The sequence below is a fragment of the Shimia sp. MIT1388 genome, from assembly GCF_047124445.1.
Classification (GTDB): Bacteria; Pseudomonadota; Alphaproteobacteria; order Rhodobacterales; family Rhodobacteraceae; genus Shimia.
Window position 1 is genome coordinate 1,295,868 of sequence record NZ_CP138921.1, and the last position, 23,712, is coordinate 1,319,579.

A 23,712-nucleotide genomic window follows, 5' to 3' on the forward strand; every position below is an offset into this window, starting at 1 on the left:
CATTTACGCCACCTCCGCAAAACAGTCGCGATACAGACGCAATACCGGCGTGGAAAATGGCTATCGAAAATTCTTCTGGACAATTCATCCCGCGCCCCCGATATTTTGATCAAATTATCGAAATGGTGACCCATGGACCCGGCACAAAGCGCAACCTTCCGGATTGGCGCAGTAGATCTCAACGGCCAATTGCGCGGCAAACGACTGCCGTCTGAACATCTCGCAAAACTCGACAAAGGCGGCGCACGCCTGCCACTCTCCGCCCTCAATCTAGACATCTGGGGCTGTGATATCGAGAACAGCCCGCTGGTCTTTGAAAGCGGCGATGCCGATGGCGTGCTCACCCCGTCCCCCCGCGGCGCCGTGCCGATGCCATGGCTCAAGACACCATCCCAATTGGTCCTGATGGGCATGACCAACGAAGACGGCAGCCCCTTCATGGGCGACCCGATTCAGGCTCTGGCCACCGTTCTGGAACGCTACGCCGCCCGCGGCTGGACCGTGGTCGCCGCCACCGAGATGGAGTTCACCCTGGTGGACGACAGCGGTGACCAGCTTGTGCCCCCAAAGCACCCCCGCAATGGCCGCCAGCTCGACGCCTCTGAAATCCTCAGCGTCTCGGAACTGGATGCTTTTGACGCATTTTTCAGCGACATCTACGATGGCGCGGCGGCCATGGGCATCCCCTTGCAAACCATGACCTGCGAAGGCGGCGTGGGGCAATTTGAGGTCACGCTCAACCACCAAACCGCGATGAAAGCCGCCGACGATGCCTTGCTGATAAAACAGTTGTTGCGAGAAACCGCCCGCAACCACGGCTTTGCCGCCACTTTCATGGCCAAACCCTACGGCGATGACGCTGGCAACGGCATGCACGTGCATTTCTCCGTGGTGGATGAAAACGACAAAAACGTCTTTGACAATGGCACCGCCGAAGGTTCCGATCTGCTGAAGTCCGCAGTGGCAGGCTGCTTGGAAGCCATGCGCGCCTCTACCCTGATCTTTGCCCCCCACGGCCCATCTTATGACCGCTTTGCCCCCGGCGCTCACGCACCCACAACCGTGTGCTGGGGCTATGAAAACCGCACCGCCGCAATCCGCATTCCAGGCGGCCCCAACGCCGCCCGCCGCATCGAACATCGGGTCTCCGGGGGGGATGTGAACCCCTACCTGATGCTCGCCGCCATCCTTGGCGCCGCCATCGAAGGCATTGCGGAAGGTTTGCAGCCCCCAGCGCCCACCACCGGCAACGCATATGCGCAGAATTTGCCGCAACTGGCCAAAAGCTGGGAGGACGCCATTGCGCTGTTTGAAAGTGACGCCTTCGTTGCGCGCTGCCTGCCAAAGCAGCTGATCGACAATCTGGTGATGACCAAACGCCAAGAGGCGCGAAAACTCGCCGAGATCGACGCAGCGGAGCGCTGGAAAACCTATCTGGAGCGTGTATGACACGCTTGCGCGAGCGCCTGTCTCCCGCTACGATAAATTTGATCAAATTCTGGTGACACATGAAAATCGGCATCCTTCTGACCGGCCACGCGCCCGAAGAGCTTGAACCGCACTACGGCAACTACATCGAGATGTTTAAGTCCCTGCTTTCAGGGCAGGATTTTGAATTTGCAGGCTACAAAGTTGTGGACGGCGAATTCCCAGATGCGGTCACCGACGCCGACGGCTGGCTCATCACAGGCTCCAAACACGGCGTCTACGAAGACCACCCCTGGATCCCTCCTCTGGAGGATCTGATCCGTGAAGCCGTCACACAAAACATCCCAATTGTCGGCGTGTGCTTTGGCCACCAGGTCATCGCCCAAGCCCTTGGTGGCAAAGTGGAAAAATTCGACGGCGGCTGGGCTGTGGGCCATCAGACCTATGACTTCGCCGGCACTGAACTGTCGATGAACGCCTGGCACCAGGACCAGGTGACCGAACTGCCCCCCGGCGCCGTGACCATCGCTTCCAACGATTTCTGCGAGAACGCCGCCATCCTCTATGGCGACCGCGCCCTCACCGTACAGGCCCACCCGGAATTCTCCGCCGACTTTGTCGACGGCCTGATCAACACCCGCGGTCGTGGCGTGGTGCCGGACGACATCCTCGACGCCGCCATCGACGACCTTGATGAGCCGACCAACAGTCAAACCATTGCAGATCAATTTGCAGACTTCTTCCGACAGGAGCGCCCCCGATGAACGCCCCCAAATCCGACTGGCTTTCCCAAACCCCAGACGCCGCCCGCGCCTATTTGGAGGGCCACCGTCTCGACGAAGTAGAATGCATCATCTCCGACCTTCCGGGGATTGCCCGTGGCAAGGCCGTACCGGCCACCAAATTTGCCCGCCAGGAATACTTCCACCTCCCGGATTCCATTTTCTACCAGACGCTTACCGGCGGTTGGGGTGAAGCCGCCGGGGACGAAGGCTTCATTGAAAAAGACATGATCCTGCGCCCGGATTGGTCCACCGCCACCGCCGCGCCTTGGACCGCAGACTGGACGCTGCAAGTGATCCACGACGCCTATAATTTGGACGGAACCCCGGTCGAATTCTCCCCGCGCAACGTGCTCAAACGCGTGATCCAGCTTTACCGCGACAAAGGCTGGGAACCCATTGTGGCGCCGGAAATGGAATTCTTCCTAGTGGCGCGCAACACCGACCCACGTCAGGAAATCAAACCGATGATGGGCCGCTCTGGCCGCCCCGCCGCCGCGCGTCAGGCCTACTCCATGACCGCCGTGGACGAATTTGGCCCGGTGATCGACGACATCTACGACTTTGCCGAAGCCCAGGGCTTTGAGATCGACGGTATCACGCAAGAAGGCGGTGCCGGTCAGCTTGAAATCAACATGGTGCACGGCGATCCACTCAAATTGGCGGATGAAGTCTTCTACTTCAAGCGCTTGATCCGCGAAGCCGCACTGCGCCACGATTGTTACGCCACATTCATGGCCAAACCGATCGAAGACGAGCCCGGCTCTGCGATGCACATCCACCACTCTGTTGTGGATACGGAAACCGGTCAAAACATCTTCTCCGGCCCACAGGGTGGAGAGACGGACGCGTTTTTCCACTTCATCGCCGGTCTACAGAACCACCTGCCCGCAGCGATCGCCGTTATGGCGCCCTATGTGAACTCCTACCGCCGCTACGTGCGCGACCATGCCGCCCCAATCAATCTGGAATGGGCCCGAGACAACCGCACCACCGGCATCCGCATCCCGATTTCCTCGCCGCAAGCCCGCCGCGTGGAAAACCGCATTGCCGGTATGGACTGCAACCCCTACTTGGGCATCGCAGCCTCGCTGGCCTGCGGTTATCTTGGCCTGCTGGAACAGGAACGCCCCGACAAGCAATTCAAGGGCGACGCCTACGACGGTGAAGAAGCCATCCCACGTATCCTGGGCGGCGCTTTGGATCTGTTTGACGAAGCCAAAGGTCTGCACGACATCCTGGGACCGGACTTTGCCCGCGTGTACTCCATTGTGAAACGTGCGGAGTACGAAGAGTTCCTCGCCGTCATCTCCCCATGGGAGCGCGAGCACCTGTTGCTGAACGTGTAACAGCCAAGCGGTTGTCCACTGGCCAACCTGCTGCCTCCGGCGGAGGTGTTTTCAGAAAGAGAAAGCGAGGGGCGCGATGAACCTGCTCGATGCCAATGACCGCACAGGTCACTATCCGGACAGTTGGTATGCGGCGACGGCCAAGCCGCTGCCCCCTTTTGCCCCATTGGAAGGCGCGCGCACAGCAGATGTCTGCGTGATTGGCGGCGGCTTCACCGGTCTTTCCACGGCATTGCATCTGACTGAGCGCGGCTTTGACGTGGTCCTGCTGGAAGCCCATCGCGTGGGATTTGGCGCTTCCGGGCGCAATGGCGGGCAGCTCGGCTCCGGCCAGCGCATGGAACAGGACGGGCTGGAAAAACTGGTTGGGCAGGACAATGCCACCAAGCTCTGGCAGCTGGCAGAAGAGTCCAAAGACCTCGTCAAAGGTCTGATCTCCAAACACAATATCTACTGCCACTACAAACCAGGCATCGCCCATGCCTGTTTTTCCGCGAAAGAAGTGCGCGAAGAACACGAGTATGCTGAACACCTGCAAACCCGCTATGGCTATGACCAGATCGAAACCCTGGACCGCGACGCGCTCCAGGCGATCTGCCCTTCCCCCAAATACGTCGGCGGCTCACTGGATATGGGCGCTGGCCACTTGCACCCGCTGGCCTTTGCGCTTGGCCTTGCCCAAGCCGCCGCGGCCGCAGGTGCCACCGTCCACGAAACCTCCCGCGTGACCAAAATTGACCGCGGCAGCAAAGTCACCGTCACCACGGACAAAGGCACCGTGACGGCCGATCACCTTGTGCTGGCGTGCAATGGTTACCTCGGCGATCTGGAGCCCAAAGTTGCCAGCCGCGTCATGCCGATCAACAACTTCATCGCCGCCACGGAACCTTTGGGCGCAGATGTTGCCAAAGTTCTGGCGCGCGATGTGGCCGTGGCGGACACCAAATTTGTCATCAACTACTTCCGCCTCAGCCACGACAATCGCCTGCTGTTTGGCGGCGGCGAAAGCTATGGCTACACCTTCCCCACCGACATTGCCGCCACCGTGCGCAAACCCATGGTTGAGATCTTCCCTCACCTCAAAGATATCGGCATCGACTACGCCTGGGGTGGGACTCTCGCGATCACCATGAAGCGTATGCCCTATCTGCGCCGCCTGGCTCCCAATGTGATTTCCGCCTCCGGCTATTCCGGCCACGGCGTCGGCACCGCCACCCACGCAGGACAGTTGATTGCCATGGCGCTTGGCGGAGAGGCCGAAGGCTTTGACACCATGGCCCGCGTGCCCGCGACACCCTTCCCCGGTGGGGCGAGAATGCGCAGTCCTCTGCTGGCACTGGCAATGACCTGGTACGCCCTGCGCGACCGGCTTGGCGTCTGATCCCACCGCGACATTTTTCATCGAAGTTTCACACCCGCATCTGTGTTTACCCTTCCTTGTCACGGCACATTGTTTTATGTTTTCGAAAACCCAACTTAAGAAAGTTGAAAACTATGACATTGCCACCCAATGTGTATGACGCCGAACCAATTCCGGCGTCCGCCCGTGAGGAAATCGAGCGCCTCCTGCAAACCGGCGACCTGTTCCGCTACACCGCTGCTGAAAACGCACCGGTCTCCCTGCTGGAAGCGGAGTTCGCCGCCATGCTGGGCAGCAAATACGCGCTGGCCGTATCCTCCTGCTCCGCCGCGCTCTTTCTCTCGCTGAAGGCGCTCGATCTGCCACGCGACGCCCGCGTGCTTCTGCCCGGCTTCACCTTCGCCGCGGTACCCTCCTCGGTGGTACATGCCGATCTGGTGCCTGTGCTCTGTGAAGTGGGCGACAACTACCGCATTGATATTGCTGACTTTGAAGCGCGCCTGGACGACAACATCTCCGCCGTGATCATCAGCCACATGCGTGGCCACACCTCTGACATGGACGCCATCATGGCGCTGTGTGAGGCGCGCAACATCCCAGTGATCGAAGACGCCGCCCACAGCCTTGGCACCACATGGCATGGCCGCAACATCGGCACCATCGGCAAAGTTGGCTGCTTTTCTTTCCAATCCTACAAGCTGGTGAACTCCGGCGAAGGCGGCATCATGGTCTCAGATGACGCCGACCTGATCGCCCGCGCGGTGATTATGTCCGGTGCCTATGAGCACAACTGGAAAAAGCACAAAGCGCCCGAAGGCGACAACACCGGCGAGTTGGAAACCGCTTTTGCCCGCTGGCAGAACCAATTACCGCTCTATAACCTGCGCCTTTCCAACCTTGCCGCCGCCATCATCCGCCCGCAGTTGGCCGAAGTCCCCCGCCGCGTGCGCGATGGCCGCGCCAACCACGACTATGTCGCCGGTCTTCTGAATGCCTCACCTTGGTTGCAAGTTCCAGAGAAGCTGGCACCAGAAGAACGCGCGCCAGATTCCATTCAATTCAACCTCGAAGGCATGGACAACACACAGATCCTGGCTTTCCAGGAAGCGGCCAATGCGCGCGGCATCAAAGTGCAGGTCTTTGGCCAATCCACCGACAACGCCCGCGCCTTCTGGAACTGGCAGTTTGTGCCGGAAAAACAGGAGCTTCCGCAGACCCGCGCGATGCTGATGTCCGCCTGTGACGTGCGCCTGCCCGCGCGTCTGAAACGCGACGAGCTTGACCTGATCGCGGGCGCCCTCACCGGGGCCGCCGAAGATGTGATGGGCGCGGTGCAGGCCTACGGCACCTGACACACCACGACAATTTTACGGAGAAGCGGGTCCCTGTGGCCCGCTTTTCTTTTGTCTACGCGCCCTGCCCCCTAGCTTTCCGGAATTGGCTTTCTATATGCTGGGAACCCTGTGAAAGCCGGAGCGCCCCATGATCCCTTTTTCCCTGCTCGACCTGTCGCCCATTCCTGAAGGCGGCACCGCGTCAGACGCGCTGCAAAACACGCTTGATCTGGCGCGCCACGCGGATGAGTGGGGCTTCACCCGCTACTGGGTGGCAGAGCATCACAACATGCCGGGCATCGCCTCCTCCGCCACAGCTGTACTCATTGGTCAAATTCTGGCCGCAACAAAAACCATGCGCGTCGGCTCTGGCGGCATCATGCTGCCAAACCACCCCCCGCTGATCGTGGCAGAGCAATTTGGCACTTTGGCGACACTCTATCCGGATCGCGTGGACCTGGGCCTTGGACGCGCACCGGGCACGGACATGAAAACCGCCGCCGCCCTGCGGCGCGGCATGACCAGCGCAGACCACTTCCCGCAAGATGTGATTGATCTGCTTGGGCTTTTCCAAAAATCAACCGCCGACCAACCCGTGCGCGCCATCCCCGGCGACGGCACCCATGTGCCTATCTGGATTCTGGGCTCCAGCCTGTTTGGCGCGCAATTGGCCGCGCAACTTGGCCTGCCTTATGCCTTTGCGTCCCATTTCGCCCCCGACGCGCTGGAAGAAGCCTCCGAGCTCTACCGCCACCGCTTCACCGCTGGCAAAACCCAGACGCCGCGTTTCATGATGGCCGTGAATGTTTTTGTGGCCGACTCAGAGGAGGAAGCCCGCCGCCTGCGCACCTCTCCACAGCAAGGCTTCCTCAACCTACGAAAAGGCACCCCCGGCCCGCTGCCCAAACCTGTCGCTCAGTTCGAAGACGTCGCCAGCCTCGCCGAAGCGCGCCTGGTCAATGCAGCGCTCCGTGTGACAGCCATCGGCACCAAAGACACCGTCGCCACGCAACTGCGTGACTTGATCGACACCTATCAACCGGATGAACTCATGCTCACCGGCATGATCCATGACCACGCCGCACGCCTGAAGTCTTTTGAGATGGCCGCAGACATCCTGCGCAACATGACACCCTAACGGTCCTTGCCCCGCAATCGGCTCCATGTCTGCCGCAACCACCGCAGGTCCAGCGAGGCCACAGCCACACCCAGCGGCAGCATCCAGAAGCCTAAGACCGGCAAGAACCCAAAAATTCCAAAGACAATCAACAGGATACCAAGCAGCAACCGAAAGCCCGGCGGCACCCGCAAACGCACCCAGGCGCGAAACCGCTGCAGCTTGGCTTTGAGATCACGCGGCGCGCGGCTCACCGTAACACCAGTGGCTGCTCCATCCACTTGCGCAGCGCCTGCGTGGTCAGCTCTGGCTGTTCTAAAGTCGGCAAATGCCCCGCGCCCGGAATGATCTCCAGCTCGGCATAGGGGATCAGCTCCGCCATAAAGCTGTGACGTTTCACGGGCGTCAGCCCGTCGTGTTCCCCGCACAGCACCAGCGCCGGGCATTTACACCGCCGCAAGGCGCCCTGCTGGTCCGGCCGCCGCTGCAACGCCCGCGCTTGCCGTACCAGCGTCTCCGCCCCTAGGCTGCGGCCCATCTCGAGCACCCTGCCCAGAACCTCGTTGCGCTGTGGCCCCGGCGCTAGGTACTCCGGCCGCATAAAGCCTGCCAGCACCTCGTCCAGCCGCCCGGCCCGCGCCCCCACAATCATAGGCTCATACGTGGCCGCCGTCGCTGGGGTTTCGGACAGAGGGTTTGTGTCCATAAGGGCGATCCGTGTGATCCGTTCCGGGATCTTGCGCAGCAACTCCATCGCCACAATGCCGCCCATACTCAGACCGGCCAGCGCAAACTTGGGCGGCAGATGCGGGATCAAAGCCGAGGCAATCTCGCTGATCCGCTCCCCTTGCGTGATCGGCGCCACCGTCACCATGTGATCTTTCGACAAATCCGCGACCTGATGCGCAAACAACCGCGCATCACACATCATCCCCGGCAGCAGAACGATAGGTTCCTGCATGCTCAACCCCTTATCTGGTCTTTTTGTTGTCCGTAACTGTGACAGAGCGGCCCTCTAGGTCAAGCCTCAGCGCCATATCCGCCCCAACGAAACGCGCCATCTTCGGCCAACGGCGAAAACGGATTGAACGCCACTTCCCACACATGGCCATCCGGATCACAGAAATAGCCAATGTGCCCACCCCAGAAGATGTCACCTGCGGGCTTCAGAATGCGCCCACCCGCGGTCACAGCCAGCTCCAAAAGCGGCGCAACCTCCTCTTTGGTGCGCACATTGTGCGACAACGTCATTCCGGAAAACCCACCGATGGCGTCTTCCGGAATGCCCAAATCCGCCGCCAGCATCGCTTTGGAATAGAGACCCAACGTCTGACCAATCAGGTTGTAGGCCACCACCTCCTCCGGATCATCCGGACCGGTGGCCCGTTGCCAGCCAAGCGCATCATAAAACCGCGCAGAAGCTTGCACATCCTTGACAGCCAGAGTGATCAAACTCACCCGTTGGCCCAGCTTTTGACCACTTAAACTCATCACTTCAATCCATTGATAAATTGCACAAAAGCCTCAATCGTACGTTCGTTTTCGGCAGGGGATCGAATGTCCCCAGCAATCACATGCTCCTGAGGATCTGACCCCGCCATCGGTTTTTGAATTGCCACAGTGGCCTCCTGTCCCCAGCGTGTCGCCACGTCCTGCGTGCGGGCTGCCTCTACAACCTGATCACCTTCAGAGAACCAGAACAGCGCTGGCACCAGCGCTTTCCCATGGTCCTTATCAAACACCTCTTTCACCAGCGCCGCCATCTGCATAACCGCCACTGTTGGGTACGCATGAGTCCAATAGGTCGCGTGGGCTTCGTTTGCCGGCTCAAAAGAGCGATCTTTTCCGGCCACGACAGGCACCCAATAACGCGCAGCAGGCCACGTTAGCATTTTGGCTGCAGGCGATTTGATCCCAAAGTTCGGAGACACAAAGATCATGCCTTTAACATCTGCCATAACGTCGGGCTGATCCGCCAACGCAGCCATCACAGTGCCTCCGGTAGATGTGCCCATAACCACCACTTCGTCGCCAATTCGGCGCGCCACATTCAGGGCTTCCGTCAGATCATTGACCCAGCCCTGCGCCGTGGCCTCTGCCAATGCCGCCCCATCACGCCCGTGCCCTTGCAGCCGCGTGTAAACTAGGTTTGCGCCAAGCGCCTTAGCCACCCGATCCGGCACCGGACGGATTTCCTCTGATGTGGCCGAAAACCCATGCACATAAACCAGCACCAAAGGCGTTTTCTCACCGGGCTCCGAATGCCAAATCACCCGCTTTTCCGTGCCTGGCGTAACGTCCTCAAACCGCGCTTCCTGCGCAGCGAAATACGCATCTACATCCGCGCCGATGTCGGCATCCTGCACTGTGGGCGTCAGGGAAATTTGTTCATAGGGGCCCAAAAAAAACGCCGCCCCCACGCAGAAAAGCACAACCAGAAGCAACCGACCTAAAAAGCGCCCAAATGTTCTCATTGTGAAACTTGAGGGGCTGAAATCACCTCCTCAACCTTACTTTCAATCAATTTTAGACAACTTGAATCGGAGAAGCGGTGATCCTTGCCTTTGACCATAAGCAGTTGAATGTCATCTCCTTCCGCGTGATCAAGCAAGCGATAGGCCACGGAACTGTCCACCGCCGTGTCTTCTGTGCCTTGCAGGAACCGCACCGGAAACGGCAACGCCAAAGGCGTACGCAACACCAGCCGATCGCGACCATCCTCAATCATGCGCTTGGTGATAATGTAGGGCTCCATATAATCAGACGGCAGCGCAACCTGCCCCTCCGCCTCAAGCTGCGCCTTCTGCTCTGGTGTGAACCCGGCCCAATAGCTGTCCTCGGTGAAATCCGGCGCGGCCGCAATGGTCACCATCCCGGCTATGCGCTCCGGCATTGCCTTGGCGAGCAACAACGCCTGCCAGCCGCCCATCGACGATCCAACCACAATAAGCGGCCCCTCGGTCAACGCGGCGATCGCCGCAACCGTATCTTCATGCCAATCGCCAATACAGCCATCCTCAAACTTGCCGTTGCTCTCGCCATGACCGGAGTAGTCAAACCGCAAGAATTTTTGCCCACGCGCCTGCGCCCAGGCTTCCAGTTGCACCGCCTTGGTGCCTTCCATGTCGGATTTCAGCCCGCCCAGAAACACCACCGTTGGGCCTGTGTCGCCACTTTTGTGATAGGCAATGCGCCGTCCCTGCGGCGTGTCAAAAAACTGCGTGACGCTCATGGCTTATTGTTTCTCCCTAATTTGATGTGACCTTAACCCTCTGCGCAGACGGGATAAACCCCGCTTGACTTGCCCTGCCGCAAGGTTCATGAAGTCCGCGAACCATATACCCGCAACCGGGCGTTCCGTGGGCGCCAAACTGACGAGGAGCTTGAGGCTGATGGCCGAAATTTCCCTTACTTTTCCTGATGGTAATGCACGTTCTTACGAGAGCGGCGTAACTCCAGCCGAGGTCGCGTCGTCGATCTCGACCTCCCTTGGCAAAAAGGCCATTTCCGCAACTGTGGATGGTCAGCACTGGGACATGCAATGGCCGATTGATGCGGACGCGACCATTGCGATCAACACGATCAAAGACAACGAGGCAGAGGCGCTCGAGCTGATCCGGCACGACTGCGCCCACATCATGGCGCGCGCTGTCCAGGAAATCTGGCCAGACGTGAAAGTCACTATCGGTCCGGTGATCGAAAACGGCTGGTACTACGACTTTGACCGCGAAGAGCCGTTCACGCCAGAGGATCTCGGCCTCATCGAAAAGAAGATGAAAGAGATCATCAACAAGCGTGAGCCCGTGACCACAGAGGTTTGGGATCGCGACCGCGCGGTGAAATTCTACGAGGCCAACAACGAGCCGTATAAAGTAGAGCTGATCGACGCCATCCCCGGCGACGAGCCGCTGCGCATGTATTGGCACGGCCACTGGCAAGACCTATGCCGTGGCCCGCACCTGCAACACACCGGTCAGGTGCCAGCGGATGCGTTTAAGCTAATGTCCGTGGCCGGCGCCTACTGGCGCGGCGACAGCGACCGCGCGATGCTGCAACGTATCTACGGCGTGGCCTTCAAGAACAAAGAAGACCTCAAAGCCCACCTGCACATGCTGGAAGAGGCCGAAAAACGCGACCACCGCAAACTCGGCCGCGAAATGAACCTGTTCCACATGCAGGAAGAGGCCCCGGGCCAGATCTTCTGGCATCCAAACGGCTGGAAAATCTATACCACGCTTCAGGACTATATGCGTCGCAAACAAGAAGTCGGCGGCTATGTCGAGGTCAACACTCCACAAGTGGTGGACCGCAAACTCTGGGAAGCCTCCGGTCACTGGGACAAATACCAGGAAAACATGTTCATCGTGGAAGTGGACGAAGACCACGCCCGCGAAAAGGCTGTGAACGCGCTTAAGCCGATGAACTGTCCCTGCCACGTGCAGGTGTTCAACCAGGGCTTGAAGTCTTACCGCGACCTGCCTTTGCGCATGGCCGAGTTTGGCTCCTGCGCCCGCTATGAACCGTCTGGCGCTCTGCATGGCATCATGCGCGTGCGCGGCTTTACCCAGGATGATGGCCACATCTTCTGTGCCGAAGATCAGATCACCTCGGAAACCAAGAAGTTCATCGACTTCCTCTCCGAGATCTATTCGGATCTGGGCTTCAACGACTGGACCATCAAGCTGTCCACCCGTCCGGAAAAACGCATTGGTTCAGACGAAAGCTGGGACTACGCGGAGAAAGCTCTGGGCGACGCCTGTAACGCGGCGGGCCACCAGTTCGAGATCCTCGAAGGCGAAGGTGCGTTCTACGGTCCAAAGCTTGAGTTCACCCTGACTGACGCCATTGGCCGGAACTGGCAGTGTGGCACGCTTCAGGTGGACCCAAACCTGCCGGAGCGTCTGGACGCAACTTACATTGGTGCGGATGGCGAAAAGCACCGCCCTATCATGCTGCACCGCGCCACGCTTGGCTCCTTTGAGCGCTTCATCGGCATTCTGATCGAAGAGCACGCCGGCAAACTGCCGTTCTGGCTGGCTCCGCGTCAGGTTGTTGTCGCCGCCATTGTGTCGGACGCAGATGATTACTGTCTGGAAGTGGTCGAAGCGCTGAAAGCCGCAGGTGTGCGCGCCGAGGCGGATCTGCGCAACGAAAAGATCAACTACAAAGTCCGCGAACACTCTGTGGGCAAAGTGCCAGTGATCTTGGCCATTGGTAAGAAAGAGGTGGAGGAGCGCACAGTCTCCACCCGCCGCCTTGGCGAAAAGCAGAGCAAAGTCCAGTCTTTGGACGAAATCGTGAGCCAATTGTCACAAGAGGCGACCCCGCCCGATTTGGCCTAACGGCTTTTGCAACATTTGAGCAGGCGCGTTACGGGAAACCGGGCGCGCCTGTTTCAATTTGAGCGGAAAACCAACCTTCCAGCGCTGGAATCTTCACGAAACCGTCACGCCATCTAACGCATCTGTGACACACAGCCCCGTGATTGGCCTTTGAGCGCGCCCTCCCCCTAATCTCTACTCATGCCGCCGAGCAACGGATCACATACAGATCAGCAAGGCGGCCGAGTTTTAGACATTCACAAGGGAAGAGAACCAATGTCCAACACCGTAAAAACCCTCGCAGTCGCAAGCGCCGTAGCAGCAGCCCTGTCCGCACACGCCACCACCGCAGTGGCCGCTGAAAAAGAGAAGTGCTACGGCGTTTCCCTCGCCGGTCAGAACGACTGCGCCGCAGGCCCAGGCACCACATGCGCCGGTACCTCCACTGTTGATTACCAGGGCAACGCTTGGAAACTGGTTGACGCAGGCACCTGCGCCTCCATGGAACTGCCTGCGATGGCAGACGGCAAAGGCCGCATGGGCTCCCTGGAAGCACTGGACCGCGACCTGCCAAAGTCCTAAGCCAGACTTTCGAAGCCCCGGGACTCCGGGGCTTCACCTAACCTCCCCAAAACATACAAAAAATGCCATACTGTCCCTGAGCGCACGTTCGTTGCCCGCAACGCCTTTGTTTCAGGACCAAAAACCATGACCCATTCCTCCAAAACACTTCCCCTCCTTGGCGCCGTCGCCACCGCACTTGCCCTACAGGCCGCCCCCGCGGACGCAGGCAAGAAAGAGAAGTGTTTTGGCGTCGCCAAAGCTGGCGAGAACGGCTGTGCCGCTGGACCCGGAACCACCTGCGCTGGTACTTCAACCGTAGATTACCAAGGCAACGCCTGGAGCCTTGTCGAAGCCGGCACCTGCCTGTCCATCAACCTGCCAGACATGGCCGATGGCACGCCGCGCACCCCATCGCTTGAGGCCCTGCCTCGCGACCTGCCGTCTTAAGGACCACTCACATGTATGATGCGCCCCCCTCCCCCAAAGGCCTGCCAAACCTGCCCGGCGTTGGCTACAAGCCACAGCATTACAGCGACTTGATCGATAACCCCGGCACCGTCGGCTGGCTCGAAATCCACGCGGAAAACTACATGGGGGACGGTGGCCGCCCCATCGCACAGCTGCGCCAACTCACAGAACGCTTTCCCATCTCTGTGCACGGGGTTGGTCTATCCATCGGCGCTGAAGGTCGCCTCGATCCAGAGCACCTCGTCCGCCTCAAACACTTGGTTGGTTGGCTGAACCCCACCGTGTTCTCGGAACATCTCGCATGGAGCACCCACGAAGGTGCCTTCCTCAACGACCTTCTGCCACTGCCTTACACGGAAGCCACGCTCTCCCGCGTCAGCGACCATATTGACGAGCTGCAAAATACCATTGGCCGCCAGATGATGCTGGAGAACCCGTCAAGCTACCTGGCCTTTGACGAAAGCACCTGGTCGGAGCCAGATTTCCTGCGCGAAGTGGCCAAACGCACAGGCTGCGGCCTGCTTCTGGACGTGAACAACGTTTTTGTCTCTGCCACCAACCTGAACTACGATCCAAAACAATACATCGCTGACTATCCGCTTGAACATGTGGGCGAAATTCACCTCGGCGGCCATGACGAAGATGAGGACGACCACGGCAAGCCGCTTTTGATCGACAGCCACGGTGCACATGTTGTGGCCCCGGTCTGGGCTTTGCTGGATCACACGCTATCCCTCTCCGGCCCCCGCCCCATTCTCATCGAATGGGACACAGATGTGCCGGAATGGCCCGTCCTGCACGCCGAGGCAGAACGCGCCGAAACCGCGTTGTCAAAGGTGACCGCATGACCGTCACCCAAACCACCTTCCGCAGCGCCATTTTGGACGGTCAACAAGACCGCCCCTTGGGCCTGTCAGACGCCGAAGGTCGCCCGGCTGGCCGCCGCTTCGACGTCTATCGCAACAACGTGGCCGTCTCCCTAACCGACGCTTTGGCCACTGGGTTTCCGACCATTGCTAAACTGATCGGCGAGAAAAACTTCAACGCAATTGCCGGCATCTTCCTGCGCCAATCGCCGCCCGCGTCGCCGCTGATGATGCACTACGGCGCGGGGTTTCCAGACTTCCTCCGCAGCTTTGAACCACTCGCCCATCTCGGATACCTCGGCGACGTGGCGGAGCTCGAACTGGCTTTGCGCCGCAGCTACCACGCCGCCGATGCGTCTCCCATTGCCCCCGATGCGCTGGCGGGTGTGCCGCCCGAACACCTCGGTGAGGTCACGTTCACCTTCGCTCCCGCCGTCAGTTTTCTGAGCTCTCCTTGGCCGCTGCACGCCATCTGGGCGTTCAACATGCAAAACGGGCCCAAACCCGAAGCCGTCGCTCAGGATGTGGTCATCTTACGCCCCGAGTTTGACCCGGAACCACACGCCCTGCCGCCAGGCGGCCTCGCATGTCTCGAAAGCCTGATGGCCGGTGACCCACTGGGCAGTGCCGCCGCCAAAGCCACAGAGGCGGATGCCGCCTTCGATTTGGGCGCCATACTTACTTTACTCCTGTCAGGCAACGCCCTGACATCCCTTACTATTCCGCAAAACCCGGAGGTCTAAATGTCCAATCTGATCGCACTTTACCAAGACCTCATCGACCGTCTGGATCGGCTCGACTGGCTTGTGCCGACCCTGGCCCGCCTGACCTTCTTAATGGTGCTGTTCTTCTACTTCTGGAACTCTGCCATGTTGAAAATCGACGGCTCGATCTTCTCGCCGTCTGCGGGCGCCTTTGGTCAAATCTTCCCCAAAGCCGCCGAAGCCGTGGTCTGGGATGTCACACAAATGACGGTCTTCCAGCGCCTTGTGATCCTGGCGGGTACCATTGCGGAATTTGTCCTGCCTGTGCTGATCATCCTCGGCTTGCTGACTCGCCTGGCTGCCATTGGCATGATTGGCTTTGTCGCTGTGCAGACCATCGTCGACGTTACCGGCCACGGTGTGGCGCTTGGATCCCTGTTTGACAGCGCCCAAGCCCTGATTGACCAACGTATGATGTGGGTTTTCCTGTTCGCCGTCTTAGTCCTGAAGGGCGCCGGGCCAATCTCGATCGATGCGATCTTCAAGCGCCGCGATCCCGCCTGAACTCACTCCCAACCCGCTAAAGCCCGCGCCAACCCAGCGCGGGCTTTTTTGATTATGCCAAGGCTGTTTGCGTGTCCTTGCCCCAGCCAAGATAGAGCGCGCCGTCGCGCTCAATCAGCGGCCGCTTCATCAAAGTCGGATGCGCAGCAATCAGTTCCAAAACCGGTTTCGCCCGCTCTTCCTCACTCAGGTTTCGCCATGTGGTTGAGCGCGTGTTCGCCAGTGCCGCCCCGAACGTTTCAAATGCCGCTTCAAGCGTCACCTGCGGCACGCCGTCGGCCCGCACATCAACAAACTCAGCACCTTCCAATGTTTTCAAAGCCTTACGGCAAGTGTCGCAGTTTTTGAGTCCATAAAGCGTCGTCATCTCGTGCCCTTTTTCCTGTGTCTTCTGAGACTTAAACCAACTGATTTCAAAATTCACGGCGGTTTTCCTTGATTTTTGCGGGAGCCATGCAATCCTCTAGGTGGTGCAATTTTTTTCGTGCCTCTGAAAACGTGCTTTCAGATCTAGTGATTTCTTGCGCCTCCGGGCCCCAGCCCGGATCGACTAAAAGTGAATATAGAGGAGAACGGTATGCCACGCGGTACCGTAAAGTGGTTTAACACCACCAAAGGCTTCGGGTTCATTGAGCCAGAAGAAGGCGGAAAGGACGTTTTTGTCCATATTTCCGTTGTTGAACGTTCCGGGCTGAAAGGCCTGTCGGACAATCAAAAAGTTGAATTTGAAATGACCCAAGGTCGGGACGGCCGCGACATGGCGGGTGAACTCAAACTTTTATAACAAGATCGGGGCGCCATTACGCGCCCCTTTCTGCATCAAGCGCGCGCCCCTGTGGCGCGCGTTGTGTTTCGGTGCGGCTTAGGAACAGCCTTTGGTGCCGGGCGGGCAGCTCATGCTATAGCTGCGCTTACGGCTGCCGCCAGCGTTGTAATAGACTTCGCCGGTTGTCGGGTTGCCACAGCAGATCACCCCCCCCATGGTCACCGGCTGCAGCCCGCTCGGGCAATAATTCGCAGCCGCCGGATACGGATGCATCAGCACCCCTTCAGGCTGGTTCACTGGGCCAATCACTGGCGCATTGCTGCTCCAGGTTTGCGCCGCCACCGGCGCGGCTACGGACAAGGTCACTGCGGCTGCAATCAAAGAAATACGCGTCATAAGGCCCAAGCTCCAAATGCTGAAACAACGTGGTTAACTTCTGCTAACCTACTGCCAAGACGCGGAAACTGTCAATTTCCTGCTGCAAAACAATATGTTTCGGCATCATCCACGCAGCCGTCAGCGGCGCAGATACTCGCAAACCTCACACTTTGGCCCCTCGCCCGGCAGCACCCGCGACGACGCCAAACGCCACTGCGACAGGTCCACCTCCGGGAAAAACGTGTCCGCATCTGGCACGTCCATATCCACCTCGGAAATCAACAAACGATCCGCCAAAGGTAGCATCTCTGAGTAGATGCCAAACCCGCCAATACCATAGACCCGATGATAGCCTTCCGCATAGGCCAGCTTCACCGCCTCCGCCACGCTTGGCACCACCACATCCGCCGCATCTGGCTGAGAAGACACAACAATATTGAACCGCTTCGGCAGCGGTTTCTTTGGCAGGCTCACCCAGGTGGCCCGTCCCATGATGATCGCCCCGCCGAGCGTTTCCCGCTGAAATGTCTTCAAATCTTCCGGCAAGAACCACGGAATGTCGCCATCCCGCCCAATCGCCCCGTTGCGCGCCCGTCCTACAACCAGTGAAATCATGATTACACCGCCACTGCCGCTTTGATGGTTGGATCGGGGTCGTAGCCCACAAACTCAAAGTCATCATAAGTGAAGTCAAAAATCGAATTCACATCGCGTTTCAACCGCAACTGCGGCAGCGCTTTTGGTGTGCGCGACAGCTGCAAGTTCACCTGTTCCAAGTGGTTTGAATAGATATGCGCATCACCAATCGAATGCACAAAATCCCCCGGCTCATAACCGGTCACATGCGCCAGCATCACCTGCAACAACGCGTAAGACGCAATGTTAAACGGCACCCCAAGGAACATATCTGCGCTGCGCTGATACAGCTGCAGATGCAGCTTACCGTTGATGATCCGCACCTGCCACATGGTGTGACACGGGGGCAGCGCCATCTGTGGCACATCGCCCGGGTTCCAGGCCGACACAATCAAACGACGGCTATCGGGCGAGGTTTTGATCATCTCCACCAGATTGGCAATCTGATCCACACCTGTCTTCACAAACAGCGGCTCACCTTCGTGGGCAATGCCAGACGCCTGCATCGTCGGAAACGACCGCCATTGATAGCCATAGACTGGCCCAAGATCGCCGTTTTGATCCGCCCACTCATCCCAAATCCGTACCCCGTTGTCTTTCAGGTACTTGATATTGGTATCGCCAGACAAAAACCACAGCAGCTCATGAATGATCGAGCGCAAATGCAGCTTCTTTGTGGTCACCAGCGGGAAGCCATCCGCGTGGGAATAGCGCGCCTGCATGCCAAAATAAGAAATCGTGCCGGTGCCGGTGCGGTCGGTGGACTCTTCGCCCTGATCCAGAATGGTGCGAAGCGCGTCGTGATACTGCTGCAAGGTCTGCTCTGCCTTATTCTGCTTGTGGTCCCGCCATCGTGCCGCAACCGTGCGCCAAATTCAACGAGATAGCTGCCCACCAGCACCTCCAAATCAGGCGCCCGGCAACAGGCGCGCCATCACAGCCCTGTGAGGCCAGAATTCGTTCTGGATTCTCCGCCCCACTCTGTGTTTTGATAGCGCCAACACCAAAAAGGGAACTGTAGATGCACGTGAAATACCTGCACACGATGGTCCGCGTCGCGGATCTGGAAGCCTCCATGGCGTTTTATGCGCTGTTTGGCCTCAAAGAAATCAAACGTTATGACAGTGAGGAAGGTCGCTTCTCATTGGTCTATCTGGCCGCAGACGGCGACCATGATGCACCGCTGGAGCTGACCTACAACTGGGACGGTGACGAGGGTCTGCCCTCTGACAGCCGCCATTTTGGCCACCTCGCCTATGAAGTGGGCAACATCTACGAGATGTGCCAGCACCTCGCCGACAACGGCGTGGTGATCAATCGCCCGCCGCGTGATGGCCGCATGGCCTTTGTGCGCTCTCCTGACAACATTTCAATTGAGTTGCTCCAGCAAGGCGACGCCCTTGCACCAGCTGAGCCTTGGGCCAGCATGGAGAGCACCGGTCACTGGTGATCGGCCGCGCGGCCTCTGTCGCGCTTATGGGGATGGCCCTCTGGGCCTCCCCTTCCCCCTCTGACGCCAACACCCCCTCTGATTGCCGCATCGCCCTGCTTCTGGCGCTGGATGTCAGCTCTTCCGTTGATGCCCATGAGGACATGTTGCAACGCCGCGGCCTTGCCGCCGCGCTCACAGCCCCCGAAATTCAAGCCGCCTTTCTCAGCAGCCCGCAATCCGTGGCTTTTTCGGTGTATGAATGGAGCGGCCGCACCCAGCAAAGCACTCTGCTCGACTGGACGGTGATCGACAGCCGCCAGACCTTGCTGGAGAGCGCCGCCAAGCTGGCCCTCTCCAAACGGTCGACCACCGAATTCCCCACCGCACTGGGGCATGCCGTCGGCCATGCGGCCCGCCTGTTTCGCGACGCACCGGACTGTGATGTGCAAGTTCTCGACGTAAGTGGTGACGGAGAAAACAACGATGGGTTCACCCCCAAACAAGCCTATGACGCTTTCCCCCTCGACGGCGTGATCGTGAACGCGCTGGCCATTGAAACCTTTGGTGAAAAAGCCGCGGACCTCGCCGCACAACCGGGCGATATGGTGGCCTATTACACCCGCGAATTGATCCGGGGACCGGACGCCTTTGTCGAAGTCGCCGATGGTTTTGACGACTTTGAGAACGCCATGCGCCGCAAGCTATCGCGGGAACTCTCGGTCACGGTCTTGGGACAGTTGGACCTGCGCCCGTGATTCACCCCCTCCTGCGCTGCCTCGGCGCCACTGCCCTCCTTGTCAGTGCGTCCTCGGCGCAGGCCAGTTGCCGTCAGGCTCTGGCGCTTGGGCTGGATGTCTCCGGCTCCGTGGATGGCACAGAATACCAGATGCAACTCAATGGTCTGGCTGCGGCGCTGGAAAATCACAGCGTGGTCACAGCACTGCTGCAACCCGGCGCCGCGCCCGTGCATCTGGCGGTCTATGAATGGAGCGGACCGGACCACCAGAACCTAATCGCGCCATGGGTGCGGATTACCTCTCAAACAGCTCTGTCCGATCTGACCACCACTCTGCGCCACCACGCGCGCCCCAAAATGGATGTGTCTACGGGCCTTGGCCCGGCCATGCTGTTTGGTGCAGAGCTTTTGCGCATTCAACCCGACTGCTGGCGCTGGACCTTGGACATCTCCGGCGATGGCATCGCCAACACAGGGCCGCTGCCACGCGATATCTCCCTACCTGACCACATCACGGTCAATGCACTGGTCATTGGGCCCGGGGACACCCGCCCGCTGGGCGAGTCTCAGGAAGAAACCACCGGCCTCGTCGCCTATTTCGAGGCCCGCGTGATCCGGGGCGCAGACGCCTTTGTCGAAATGGCCAATGGGTTTGAGGATTACGAAGCCGCCATGACACGCAAGCTTTTGCGCGAACTGGAAGGCCTCTCACTGGTGCAGGCCCACGACTAAACGCCTCCCCCGCAAATGGTCGCGCAGGAAAGGCAACAAACTGGACACCCACAAAAGGAAAAGCGCGCCAAGCCTTTCTAGGCGGACGCGCAAAAGCCGCGGATTCCCCTTTCTAGGGTGTCCGGGGATGTTAGTAGATGTAGCGGATCTGGTCGGTCCAGTAACGCTCCACACGGCGCAATGCGTGTGTGATCTGTTCAATCCCGTCGTCGCCCAGCACACCTTTGGCCTGCAAACCTTCGGCGTGGCGCGCAAACAGCTTGGAAATCACATCGCGGATTTCACGGCCTTTGTCGGTCAGGCGCACGCGCACAGAGCGGCGGTCAATTTCGCAACGCTGATGATGCATATAACCCGCATCCACCAGCTTCTTCAGGTTGTAGCTCACGTTGGAGCCTTGATAGTACCCACGTGTCTTGAGTTCGCCCGCAGTCACTTCATTGTCGCCAATGTTAAACAGCAGCAACGCCTGTACCGCGTTAATTTCGATAACCCCAACACGCTCAAACTCGTCTTTGATCACATCCAGCAACAACCGGTGCAGGCGCTCGACAAGCGCCAGCGAGTCCAGATAGTCAGCCATAAACGACTGTTCTGTCCCGCTTTCCATAGATGAATGAAAGCTCATTCTAGTTCTCCGTCAGCTTTGTCTAGCAAACAGATTGACCGAAAAAGCCCAACAAGAGGTTAAACCGTCCAAAAGACGTCACAAATTCGCGTCAATTTGGGCCACTGATGGCTTTGGAAATGTCCAAAATCATCGCGGAAAAGTGATCGGGCGCCGGTTTTTGCCCCGTAACCCATTGATATAAGTCCTGATCATTCTCATGCAGCAGCGCATCATAAAGATCGAGCGTCGCCGCATCCATGCTGGACAAATTGTCCGCCGCATAGCGCTCCAGAATGATGTCCATTTCTTTGATCCCACGCCGCATTGAGCGCATCTGCATGCGTTTCAGACGATTCTCATGGGTCTCATTTTCCGGATTCGGAGCAGGTTTGGGGATGTCCATCGTTGTCACACTTTGTTGCGCAGCGCCTTTTCCAGACGCGCGAGTTTTTCCAGATCATTTTTCATACGGCTGCGGATCACGCGGATTTCCTGCACGATCGCGAGCAAATCCGTGTCGGTGCTCTCTTCGTCACCGGGCATCTCCACGCCGTCGCCGTCCCCTGTCAGCAGCCAGCCCACCGAGACATTCAACAATCCCGCCATCATCGACAACCGGTTCGCTCGGGGTTCGCTCAAATCGCCTTCCCAGTTGGCCAGCGTGCCGCGCTTGATGCCCAGCCGCTTGGCCAGTTCACCCTGCTTCAGCCCCGCCGCCTCACGCGCCGCCGCCAGGCGATCACCAAAGGTCGCCACATCCTCGCCATACCAGCCTTCGTCGGTCAGCGGCTCTACTTGGTCTTGTGACATCTACATTCCTTTGGTTTCTACCTTGAACGGTATTCGCGCGCACCCTAAGACATGGAGCCAGTGATTACAAACGAGGCCCAAATGTCTTTCCTGTCCAACACCCTGTCCCGCGTGAAACCGTCCCCGACCATCGCCATGACAGCAAAGACCGCCGAACTGAAGGCCGCAGGCCGCGACGTGATTGGCCTCTCCGCCGGCGAGCCTGACTTCGACACGCCGCAAAACATCAAAGACGCCGCCGTGGCTGCCATTGCGGCGGGCAAAACCAAATACACCGCGCCGGATGGCATTCCCGAACTGAAGCAGGCCGTTTGTGCCAAGATGAAGCGCGACCATGGTCTGGACTACACCCCGCCGCAGGTATCTGTCGGCACCGGCGGCAAACAGACGCTCTATAATGCGCTGATGGCCACATTGAACGAAGGCGACGAAGTCATCATCCCGGCCCCCTATTGGGTGAGCTACCCGGACATGGTGCTGCTTGCCGGTGGCACACCGGTGGTTGCCGAGACCTCGCTGCAAACCAAATTTAAACTGACCGCCGATCAGCTTGAGGCCGCGATCACGCCAAAAACCAAATGGCTGATCTTCAACTCGCCGTCCAACCCGACCGGCGCAGGCTACTCACGCGAAGAACTGAAAGAGCTCACTGACGTGCTGATGCGCCACCCACATGTCTGGGTGATGACCGACGATATGTATGAGCACCTCGCCTATGACGATTTTGAGTTCTGCACCCCAGCGGAAGTGGAACCTGCCCTCTATGAGCGCACCCTGACCTGCAACGGCGTGTCCAAAGCCTACGCCATGACCGGCTGGCGCATCGGCTATGCCGCCGGTCCTGTCGAGCTGATCGCCGCCATGCGCAAGGTGCAATCGCAAAGCACGTCCAACCCGTGCTCGATCAGCCAGTGGGCCGCCGTTGAGGCGCTCACCGGCACGCAAGAGTTTCTGGCGCCCAACAACGTGGTCTTCAAACGCCGCCGCGATCTGGTGATTGAGATGCTGAGCCAGATCGACGGCATCTCTTGCCCGACACCGGAAGGCGCGTTTTATGTCTACCCGTCCATCGCGGGACTTATTGGCAAAACCACCCCCAAAGGCACCGTGATCGAGAATGACGAAGCCTTTGCCAATGCGCTTCTGGAAGAGGCGGATGTGGCCGTGGTCTTTGGCGCGGCCTTTGGGTTGTCGCCCAACTTCCGGGTCAGCTACGCCACCTCGGACGAAGCCCTCAAAACCGCCTGCACGCGCATTCAGACCTTCTGCGCCTCGCTGACCTGATCGCGGACAACAGACACAAAGGTGGCCCATGAGCAGTGACCTGCCAGATTACTACTTCCGCGTCCGCGAAAACGGCGCTGTGGTGTTCCGTGTCGATACGGAGAACCGCCAGCGCCGGATCGAAATGGATCAGATCGCGGTCGTCAACATCAAGAACGGCGATGTGAAACCCCATGGTGACACCAAGCTGACCAAGGAAGACAAGGCCGAGATCAACGGCTGGATGGCCGAACGCCGCGCGCTTTTGGAACAGCGCACCGTGGACGACATCCTGCGCACGGTGGACCACTTGAACCTGACCTCACAATGGGTGCAATCCAAAGCCACGCCGGATCAGCTGGAGCAGATCACCGACACATTGCTGTTGGCGATGCATGATCTGCGCTCCGTATTGGTGCGCAAAAAGGCGGACCGTTTGCTCAAAGGCAAAAAGTAAGAGGGGCTTTGCCCCGTCCCATCCTTGATGGGACT

At 59.0% G+C, this 23,712-nt stretch carries 30 protein-coding genes; 18 read left to right on the forward strand and 12 right to left on the reverse strand.

The window, feature by feature from the left end; translation table 11 throughout:
* Window positions 1-132 precede the first annotated feature (132 nt).
* The 6 genes from SIB92_RS06295 (at window position 133) to SIB92_RS06320 (ending at window position 7,391) form a co-directional block, all read left to right on the forward strand.
* A complete protein-coding gene (locus tag SIB92_RS06295; RefSeq protein WP_412554996.1) occupies window positions 133-1,449 on the forward strand; it encodes a glutamine synthetase family protein in 1,317 nt (438 codons plus the stop codon).
* Window positions 1,450-1,508: 59 nt separating this feature from the next.
* Entirely contained in the window at window positions 1,509-2,192 is a 684-nt protein-coding gene (locus tag SIB92_RS06300) for a type 1 glutamine amidotransferase (protein ID WP_412554997.1), read from the forward strand.
* Entirely contained in the window at window positions 2,189-3,559 is a 1,371-nt protein-coding gene (locus tag SIB92_RS06305) for a glutamine synthetase family protein (RefSeq protein WP_412554998.1), read from the forward strand. The genes SIB92_RS06300 and SIB92_RS06305 overlap by 4 nt, the downstream gene beginning before the upstream one ends.
* A 76-nt stretch (window positions 3,560-3,635) precedes the next feature.
* The gene (locus SIB92_RS06310) at window positions 3,636-4,940 is read left to right on the forward strand and encodes an NAD(P)/FAD-dependent oxidoreductase (protein WP_412554999.1); all 1,305 of its coding nucleotides are present in this window, start codon (window positions 3,636-3,638) and stop codon (window positions 4,938-4,940) included.
* A gap of 113 nt (window positions 4,941-5,053) precedes the next feature.
* Window positions 5,054-6,271 carry a DegT/DnrJ/EryC1/StrS family aminotransferase gene (locus tag SIB92_RS06315; protein WP_412555000.1) on the forward strand — a complete coding sequence of 406 codons (1,218 nt, stop codon included), beginning with the start codon at window positions 5,054-5,056 and terminating at the stop codon, window positions 6,269-6,271.
* 130 nt (window positions 6,272-6,401) lie between these two features.
* Entirely contained in the window at window positions 6,402-7,391 is a 990-nt protein-coding gene (locus SIB92_RS06320) for an LLM class flavin-dependent oxidoreductase (protein ID WP_412555001.1), read from the forward strand.
* On the opposite strand, the gene SIB92_RS06325 is transcribed toward SIB92_RS06320, so the two are convergent.
* The 5 genes from SIB92_RS06325 to SIB92_RS06345 all read right to left on the reverse strand — a co-directional run bounded on the left by SIB92_RS06325 (window position 7,388) and on the right by SIB92_RS06345 (window position 10,602).
* Complete coding sequence (locus SIB92_RS06325) at window positions 7,388-7,651, reverse strand: hypothetical protein (RefSeq protein ID WP_412555002.1); 264 nt, start codon at window positions 7,649-7,651, stop codon at window positions 7,388-7,390. The two genes, SIB92_RS06320 and SIB92_RS06325, sit on opposite strands and share 4 nt — an antisense overlap.
* A complete protein-coding gene (locus tag SIB92_RS06330; RefSeq protein WP_412555003.1) occupies window positions 7,621-8,331 on the reverse strand; it encodes an alpha/beta fold hydrolase in 711 nt (236 codons plus the stop codon). The genes SIB92_RS06325 and SIB92_RS06330 overlap by 31 nt, the downstream gene beginning before the upstream one ends.
* Window positions 8,332-8,390: 59 nt before the next feature.
* On the reverse strand, window positions 8,391-8,840 hold the full coding sequence (locus SIB92_RS06335) for a VOC family protein (RefSeq protein ID WP_412555805.1): 450 nt from the start codon (window positions 8,838-8,840) through the stop codon (window positions 8,391-8,393).
* Between the two features lie 20 nt (window positions 8,841-8,860).
* Window positions 8,861-9,736, reverse strand: a complete 876-nt coding sequence (locus SIB92_RS06340) for an alpha/beta hydrolase (RefSeq protein ID WP_412555004.1) — start codon at window positions 9,734-9,736, stop codon at window positions 8,861-8,863.
* Between the two features lie 104 nt (window positions 9,737-9,840).
* Entirely contained in the window at window positions 9,841-10,602 is a 762-nt protein-coding gene (locus tag SIB92_RS06345; protein WP_412555005.1) for an alpha/beta fold hydrolase, read from the reverse strand.
* Between the two features lie 160 nt (window positions 10,603-10,762).
* On the opposite strand from SIB92_RS06345, the gene thrS reads away from it, so the two are divergent.
* The 6 genes from thrS (at window position 10,763) to SIB92_RS06375 (ending at window position 15,857) form a co-directional block, all read left to right on the forward strand.
* On the forward strand, window positions 10,763-12,712 hold the full coding sequence (gene thrS, locus SIB92_RS06350) for a threonine--tRNA ligase (RefSeq protein ID WP_412555006.1): 1,950 nt from the start codon (window positions 10,763-10,765) through the stop codon (window positions 12,710-12,712).
* A 255-nt stretch (window positions 12,713-12,967) separates the two neighbouring features.
* A complete protein-coding gene (locus tag SIB92_RS06355; RefSeq protein ID WP_412555007.1) occupies window positions 12,968-13,273 on the forward strand; it encodes a DUF2282 domain-containing protein in 306 nt (101 codons plus the stop codon).
* A 126-nt stretch (window positions 13,274-13,399) separates the two neighbouring features.
* Window positions 13,400-13,702 carry a DUF2282 domain-containing protein gene (locus SIB92_RS06360; protein ID WP_412555008.1) on the forward strand — a complete coding sequence of 101 codons (303 nt, stop codon included), beginning with the start codon at window positions 13,400-13,402 and terminating at the stop codon, window positions 13,700-13,702.
* Between the two features lie 11 nt (window positions 13,703-13,713).
* The gene (locus tag SIB92_RS06365; RefSeq protein ID WP_412555009.1) at window positions 13,714-14,571 is read left to right on the forward strand and encodes a DUF692 domain-containing protein; all 858 of its coding nucleotides are present in this window, start codon (window positions 13,714-13,716) and stop codon (window positions 14,569-14,571) included.
* Entirely contained in the window at window positions 14,568-15,332 is a 765-nt protein-coding gene (locus SIB92_RS06370; RefSeq protein ID WP_412555010.1) for a putative DNA-binding domain-containing protein, read from the forward strand. Before SIB92_RS06365 ends, SIB92_RS06370 begins: the two co-directional genes overlap by 4 nt.
* On the forward strand, window positions 15,333-15,857 hold the full coding sequence (locus SIB92_RS06375; protein ID WP_412555011.1) for a DoxX family protein: 525 nt from the start codon (window positions 15,333-15,335) through the stop codon (window positions 15,855-15,857).
* A gap of 52 nt (window positions 15,858-15,909) precedes the next feature.
* Here the strand turns inward: SIB92_RS06375 and SIB92_RS06380 are convergent, their stop codons facing one another.
* Complete coding sequence (locus SIB92_RS06380; RefSeq protein WP_412555806.1) at window positions 15,910-16,224, reverse strand: ArsC/Spx/MgsR family protein; 315 nt, start codon at window positions 16,222-16,224, stop codon at window positions 15,910-15,912.
* 210 nt (window positions 16,225-16,434) lie between these two features.
* On the opposite strand from SIB92_RS06380, the gene SIB92_RS06385 reads away from it, so the two are divergent.
* Window positions 16,435-16,641: a cold-shock protein gene (locus SIB92_RS06385; protein ID WP_058240518.1), complete on the forward strand. Its 207-nt coding sequence runs from the start codon at window positions 16,435-16,437 to the stop codon at window positions 16,639-16,641.
* A 78-nt stretch (window positions 16,642-16,719) separates the two neighbouring features.
* Here SIB92_RS06385 and SIB92_RS06390 read toward each other — a convergent pair whose 3' ends face one another.
* The 3 genes from SIB92_RS06390 to SIB92_RS06400 form a co-directional block, all read right to left on the reverse strand.
* Window positions 16,720-17,019, reverse strand: a complete 300-nt coding sequence (locus SIB92_RS06390; protein ID WP_412550592.1) for a hypothetical protein — start codon at window positions 17,017-17,019, stop codon at window positions 16,720-16,722.
* A gap of 120 nt (window positions 17,020-17,139) precedes the next feature.
* Window positions 17,140-17,616, reverse strand: a complete 477-nt coding sequence (locus SIB92_RS06395; protein WP_412555012.1) for a dihydrofolate reductase — start codon at window positions 17,614-17,616, stop codon at window positions 17,140-17,142.
* 2 nt (window positions 17,617-17,618) lie between these two features.
* On the reverse strand, window positions 17,619-18,452 hold the full coding sequence (locus SIB92_RS06400) for a thymidylate synthase (RefSeq protein ID WP_412555013.1): 834 nt from the start codon (window positions 18,450-18,452) through the stop codon (window positions 17,619-17,621).
* Between the two features lie 206 nt (window positions 18,453-18,658).
* Here SIB92_RS06400 and SIB92_RS06405 point away from each other — a divergent pair, with 206 nt between their 5' ends.
* Genes SIB92_RS06405 through SIB92_RS06415 form a run of 3 tightly spaced genes read left to right on the forward strand, consistent with a single transcriptional unit; the run spans window position 18,659 to window position 20,537 of the window.
* Window positions 18,659-19,087 carry a VOC family protein gene (locus tag SIB92_RS06405; RefSeq protein WP_294114426.1) on the forward strand — a complete coding sequence of 143 codons (429 nt, stop codon included), beginning with the start codon at window positions 18,659-18,661 and terminating at the stop codon, window positions 19,085-19,087.
* Window positions 19,054-19,824, forward strand: coding sequence for a DUF1194 domain-containing protein (locus SIB92_RS06410; protein ID WP_412555014.1), 771 nt, complete (start codon window positions 19,054-19,056; stop codon window positions 19,822-19,824). Before SIB92_RS06405 ends, SIB92_RS06410 begins: the two co-directional genes overlap by 34 nt.
* Window positions 19,821-20,537: a DUF1194 domain-containing protein gene (locus tag SIB92_RS06415; protein WP_412555015.1), complete on the forward strand. Its 717-nt coding sequence runs from the start codon at window positions 19,821-19,823 to the stop codon at window positions 20,535-20,537. The genes SIB92_RS06410 and SIB92_RS06415 overlap by 4 nt, the downstream gene beginning before the upstream one ends.
* Before the next feature lie 130 nt (window positions 20,538-20,667).
* Here the strand turns inward: SIB92_RS06415 and SIB92_RS06420 are convergent, their stop codons facing one another.
* The 3 genes from SIB92_RS06420 to SIB92_RS06430 all read right to left on the reverse strand — a co-directional run bounded on the left by SIB92_RS06420 (window position 20,668) and on the right by SIB92_RS06430 (window position 21,957).
* Window positions 20,668-21,165, reverse strand: a complete 498-nt coding sequence (locus SIB92_RS06420) for a MarR family winged helix-turn-helix transcriptional regulator (RefSeq protein ID WP_294114422.1) — start codon at window positions 21,163-21,165, stop codon at window positions 20,668-20,670.
* Window positions 21,166-21,256: 91 nt separating this feature from the next.
* A complete protein-coding gene (locus SIB92_RS06425; protein ID WP_412555016.1) occupies window positions 21,257-21,487 on the reverse strand; it encodes a succinate dehydrogenase assembly factor 2 in 231 nt (76 codons plus the stop codon).
* A 68-nt stretch (window positions 21,488-21,555) separates the two neighbouring features.
* A complete protein-coding gene (locus tag SIB92_RS06430; protein WP_412555017.1) occupies window positions 21,556-21,957 on the reverse strand; it encodes a helix-turn-helix domain-containing protein in 402 nt (133 codons plus the stop codon).
* Between the two features lie 81 nt (window positions 21,958-22,038).
* Between SIB92_RS06430 and SIB92_RS06435 the strand changes: the two genes are divergently transcribed.
* Window positions 22,039-23,241, forward strand: a complete 1,203-nt coding sequence (locus SIB92_RS06435) for a pyridoxal phosphate-dependent aminotransferase (RefSeq protein ID WP_412555807.1) — start codon at window positions 22,039-22,041, stop codon at window positions 23,239-23,241.
* Window positions 23,242-23,269: 28 nt separating this feature from the next.
* The gene (locus SIB92_RS06440) at window positions 23,270-23,677 is read left to right on the forward strand and encodes a hypothetical protein (protein ID WP_412555018.1); all 408 of its coding nucleotides are present in this window, start codon (window positions 23,270-23,272) and stop codon (window positions 23,675-23,677) included.
* Window positions 23,678-23,712: the final 35 nt, after the last annotated feature.

Excerpts from the sequence above, each read along its gene's own strand:
- SIB92_RS06385 (WP_058240518.1), top strand. The coding sequence starts at position 16,435 with ATGCCACGCGGTACCGTAAAGTGGTTTAACACCACCAAAGGCTTCGGG.
- SIB92_RS06380 (WP_412555806.1), bottom strand. The coding sequence starts at position 16,224 with ATGACGACGCTTTATGGACTCAAAAACTGCGACACTTGCCGTAAGGCT.
- thrS (WP_412555006.1), top strand. The coding sequence starts at position 10,763 with ATGGCCGAAATTTCCCTTACTTTTCCTGATGGTAATGCACGTTCTTAC.
- SIB92_RS06295 (WP_412554996.1), top strand. The coding sequence starts at position 133 with ATGGACCCGGCACAAAGCGCAACCTTCCGGATTGGCGCAGTAGATCTC.
- SIB92_RS06365 (WP_412555009.1), top strand. The coding sequence starts at position 13,714 with ATGTATGATGCGCCCCCCTCCCCCAAAGGCCTGCCAAACCTGCCCGGC.
- SIB92_RS06395 (WP_412555012.1), bottom strand. The coding sequence starts at position 17,616 with ATGATTTCACTGGTTGTAGGACGGGCGCGCAACGGGGCGATTGGGCGG.
- SIB92_RS06420 (WP_294114422.1), bottom strand. The coding sequence starts at position 21,165 with ATGAGCTTTCATTCATCTATGGAAAGCGGGACAGAACAGTCGTTTATG.
- SIB92_RS06405 (WP_294114426.1), top strand. The coding sequence starts at position 18,659 with ATGCACGTGAAATACCTGCACACGATGGTCCGCGTCGCGGATCTGGAA.
- SIB92_RS06315 (WP_412555000.1), top strand. The coding sequence starts at position 5,054 with ATGACATTGCCACCCAATGTGTATGACGCCGAACCAATTCCGGCGTCC.
- SIB92_RS06330 (WP_412555003.1), bottom strand. The coding sequence starts at position 8,331 with ATGCAGGAACCTATCGTTCTGCTGCCGGGGATGATGTGTGATGCGCGG.
- SIB92_RS06430 (WP_412555017.1), bottom strand. The coding sequence starts at position 21,957 with ATGTCACAAGACCAAGTAGAGCCGCTGACCGACGAAGGCTGGTATGGC.
- SIB92_RS06360 (WP_412555008.1), top strand. The coding sequence starts at position 13,400 with ATGACCCATTCCTCCAAAACACTTCCCCTCCTTGGCGCCGTCGCCACC.
- SIB92_RS06435 (WP_412555807.1), top strand. The coding sequence starts at position 22,039 with ATGTCTTTCCTGTCCAACACCCTGTCCCGCGTGAAACCGTCCCCGACC.
- SIB92_RS06440 (WP_412555018.1), top strand. The coding sequence starts at position 23,270 with ATGAGCAGTGACCTGCCAGATTACTACTTCCGCGTCCGCGAAAACGGC.
- SIB92_RS06425 (WP_412555016.1), bottom strand. The coding sequence starts at position 21,487 with ATGCAGATGCGCTCAATGCGGCGTGGGATCAAAGAAATGGACATCATT.
- SIB92_RS06310 (WP_412554999.1), top strand. The coding sequence starts at position 3,636 with ATGAACCTGCTCGATGCCAATGACCGCACAGGTCACTATCCGGACAGT.
- SIB92_RS06300 (WP_412554997.1), top strand. The coding sequence starts at position 1,509 with ATGAAAATCGGCATCCTTCTGACCGGCCACGCGCCCGAAGAGCTTGAA.
- SIB92_RS06320 (WP_412555001.1), top strand. The coding sequence starts at position 6,402 with ATGATCCCTTTTTCCCTGCTCGACCTGTCGCCCATTCCTGAAGGCGGC.
- SIB92_RS06370 (WP_412555010.1), top strand. The coding sequence starts at position 14,568 with ATGACCGTCACCCAAACCACCTTCCGCAGCGCCATTTTGGACGGTCAA.
- SIB92_RS06375 (WP_412555011.1), top strand. The coding sequence starts at position 15,333 with ATGTCCAATCTGATCGCACTTTACCAAGACCTCATCGACCGTCTGGAT.
- SIB92_RS06390 (WP_412550592.1), bottom strand. The coding sequence starts at position 17,019 with ATGACGCGTATTTCTTTGATTGCAGCCGCAGTGACCTTGTCCGTAGCC.
- SIB92_RS06305 (WP_412554998.1), top strand. The coding sequence starts at position 2,189 with ATGAACGCCCCCAAATCCGACTGGCTTTCCCAAACCCCAGACGCCGCC.
- SIB92_RS06355 (WP_412555007.1), top strand. The coding sequence starts at position 12,968 with ATGTCCAACACCGTAAAAACCCTCGCAGTCGCAAGCGCCGTAGCAGCA.
- SIB92_RS06345 (WP_412555005.1), bottom strand. The coding sequence starts at position 10,602 with ATGAGCGTCACGCAGTTTTTTGACACGCCGCAGGGACGGCGCATTGCC.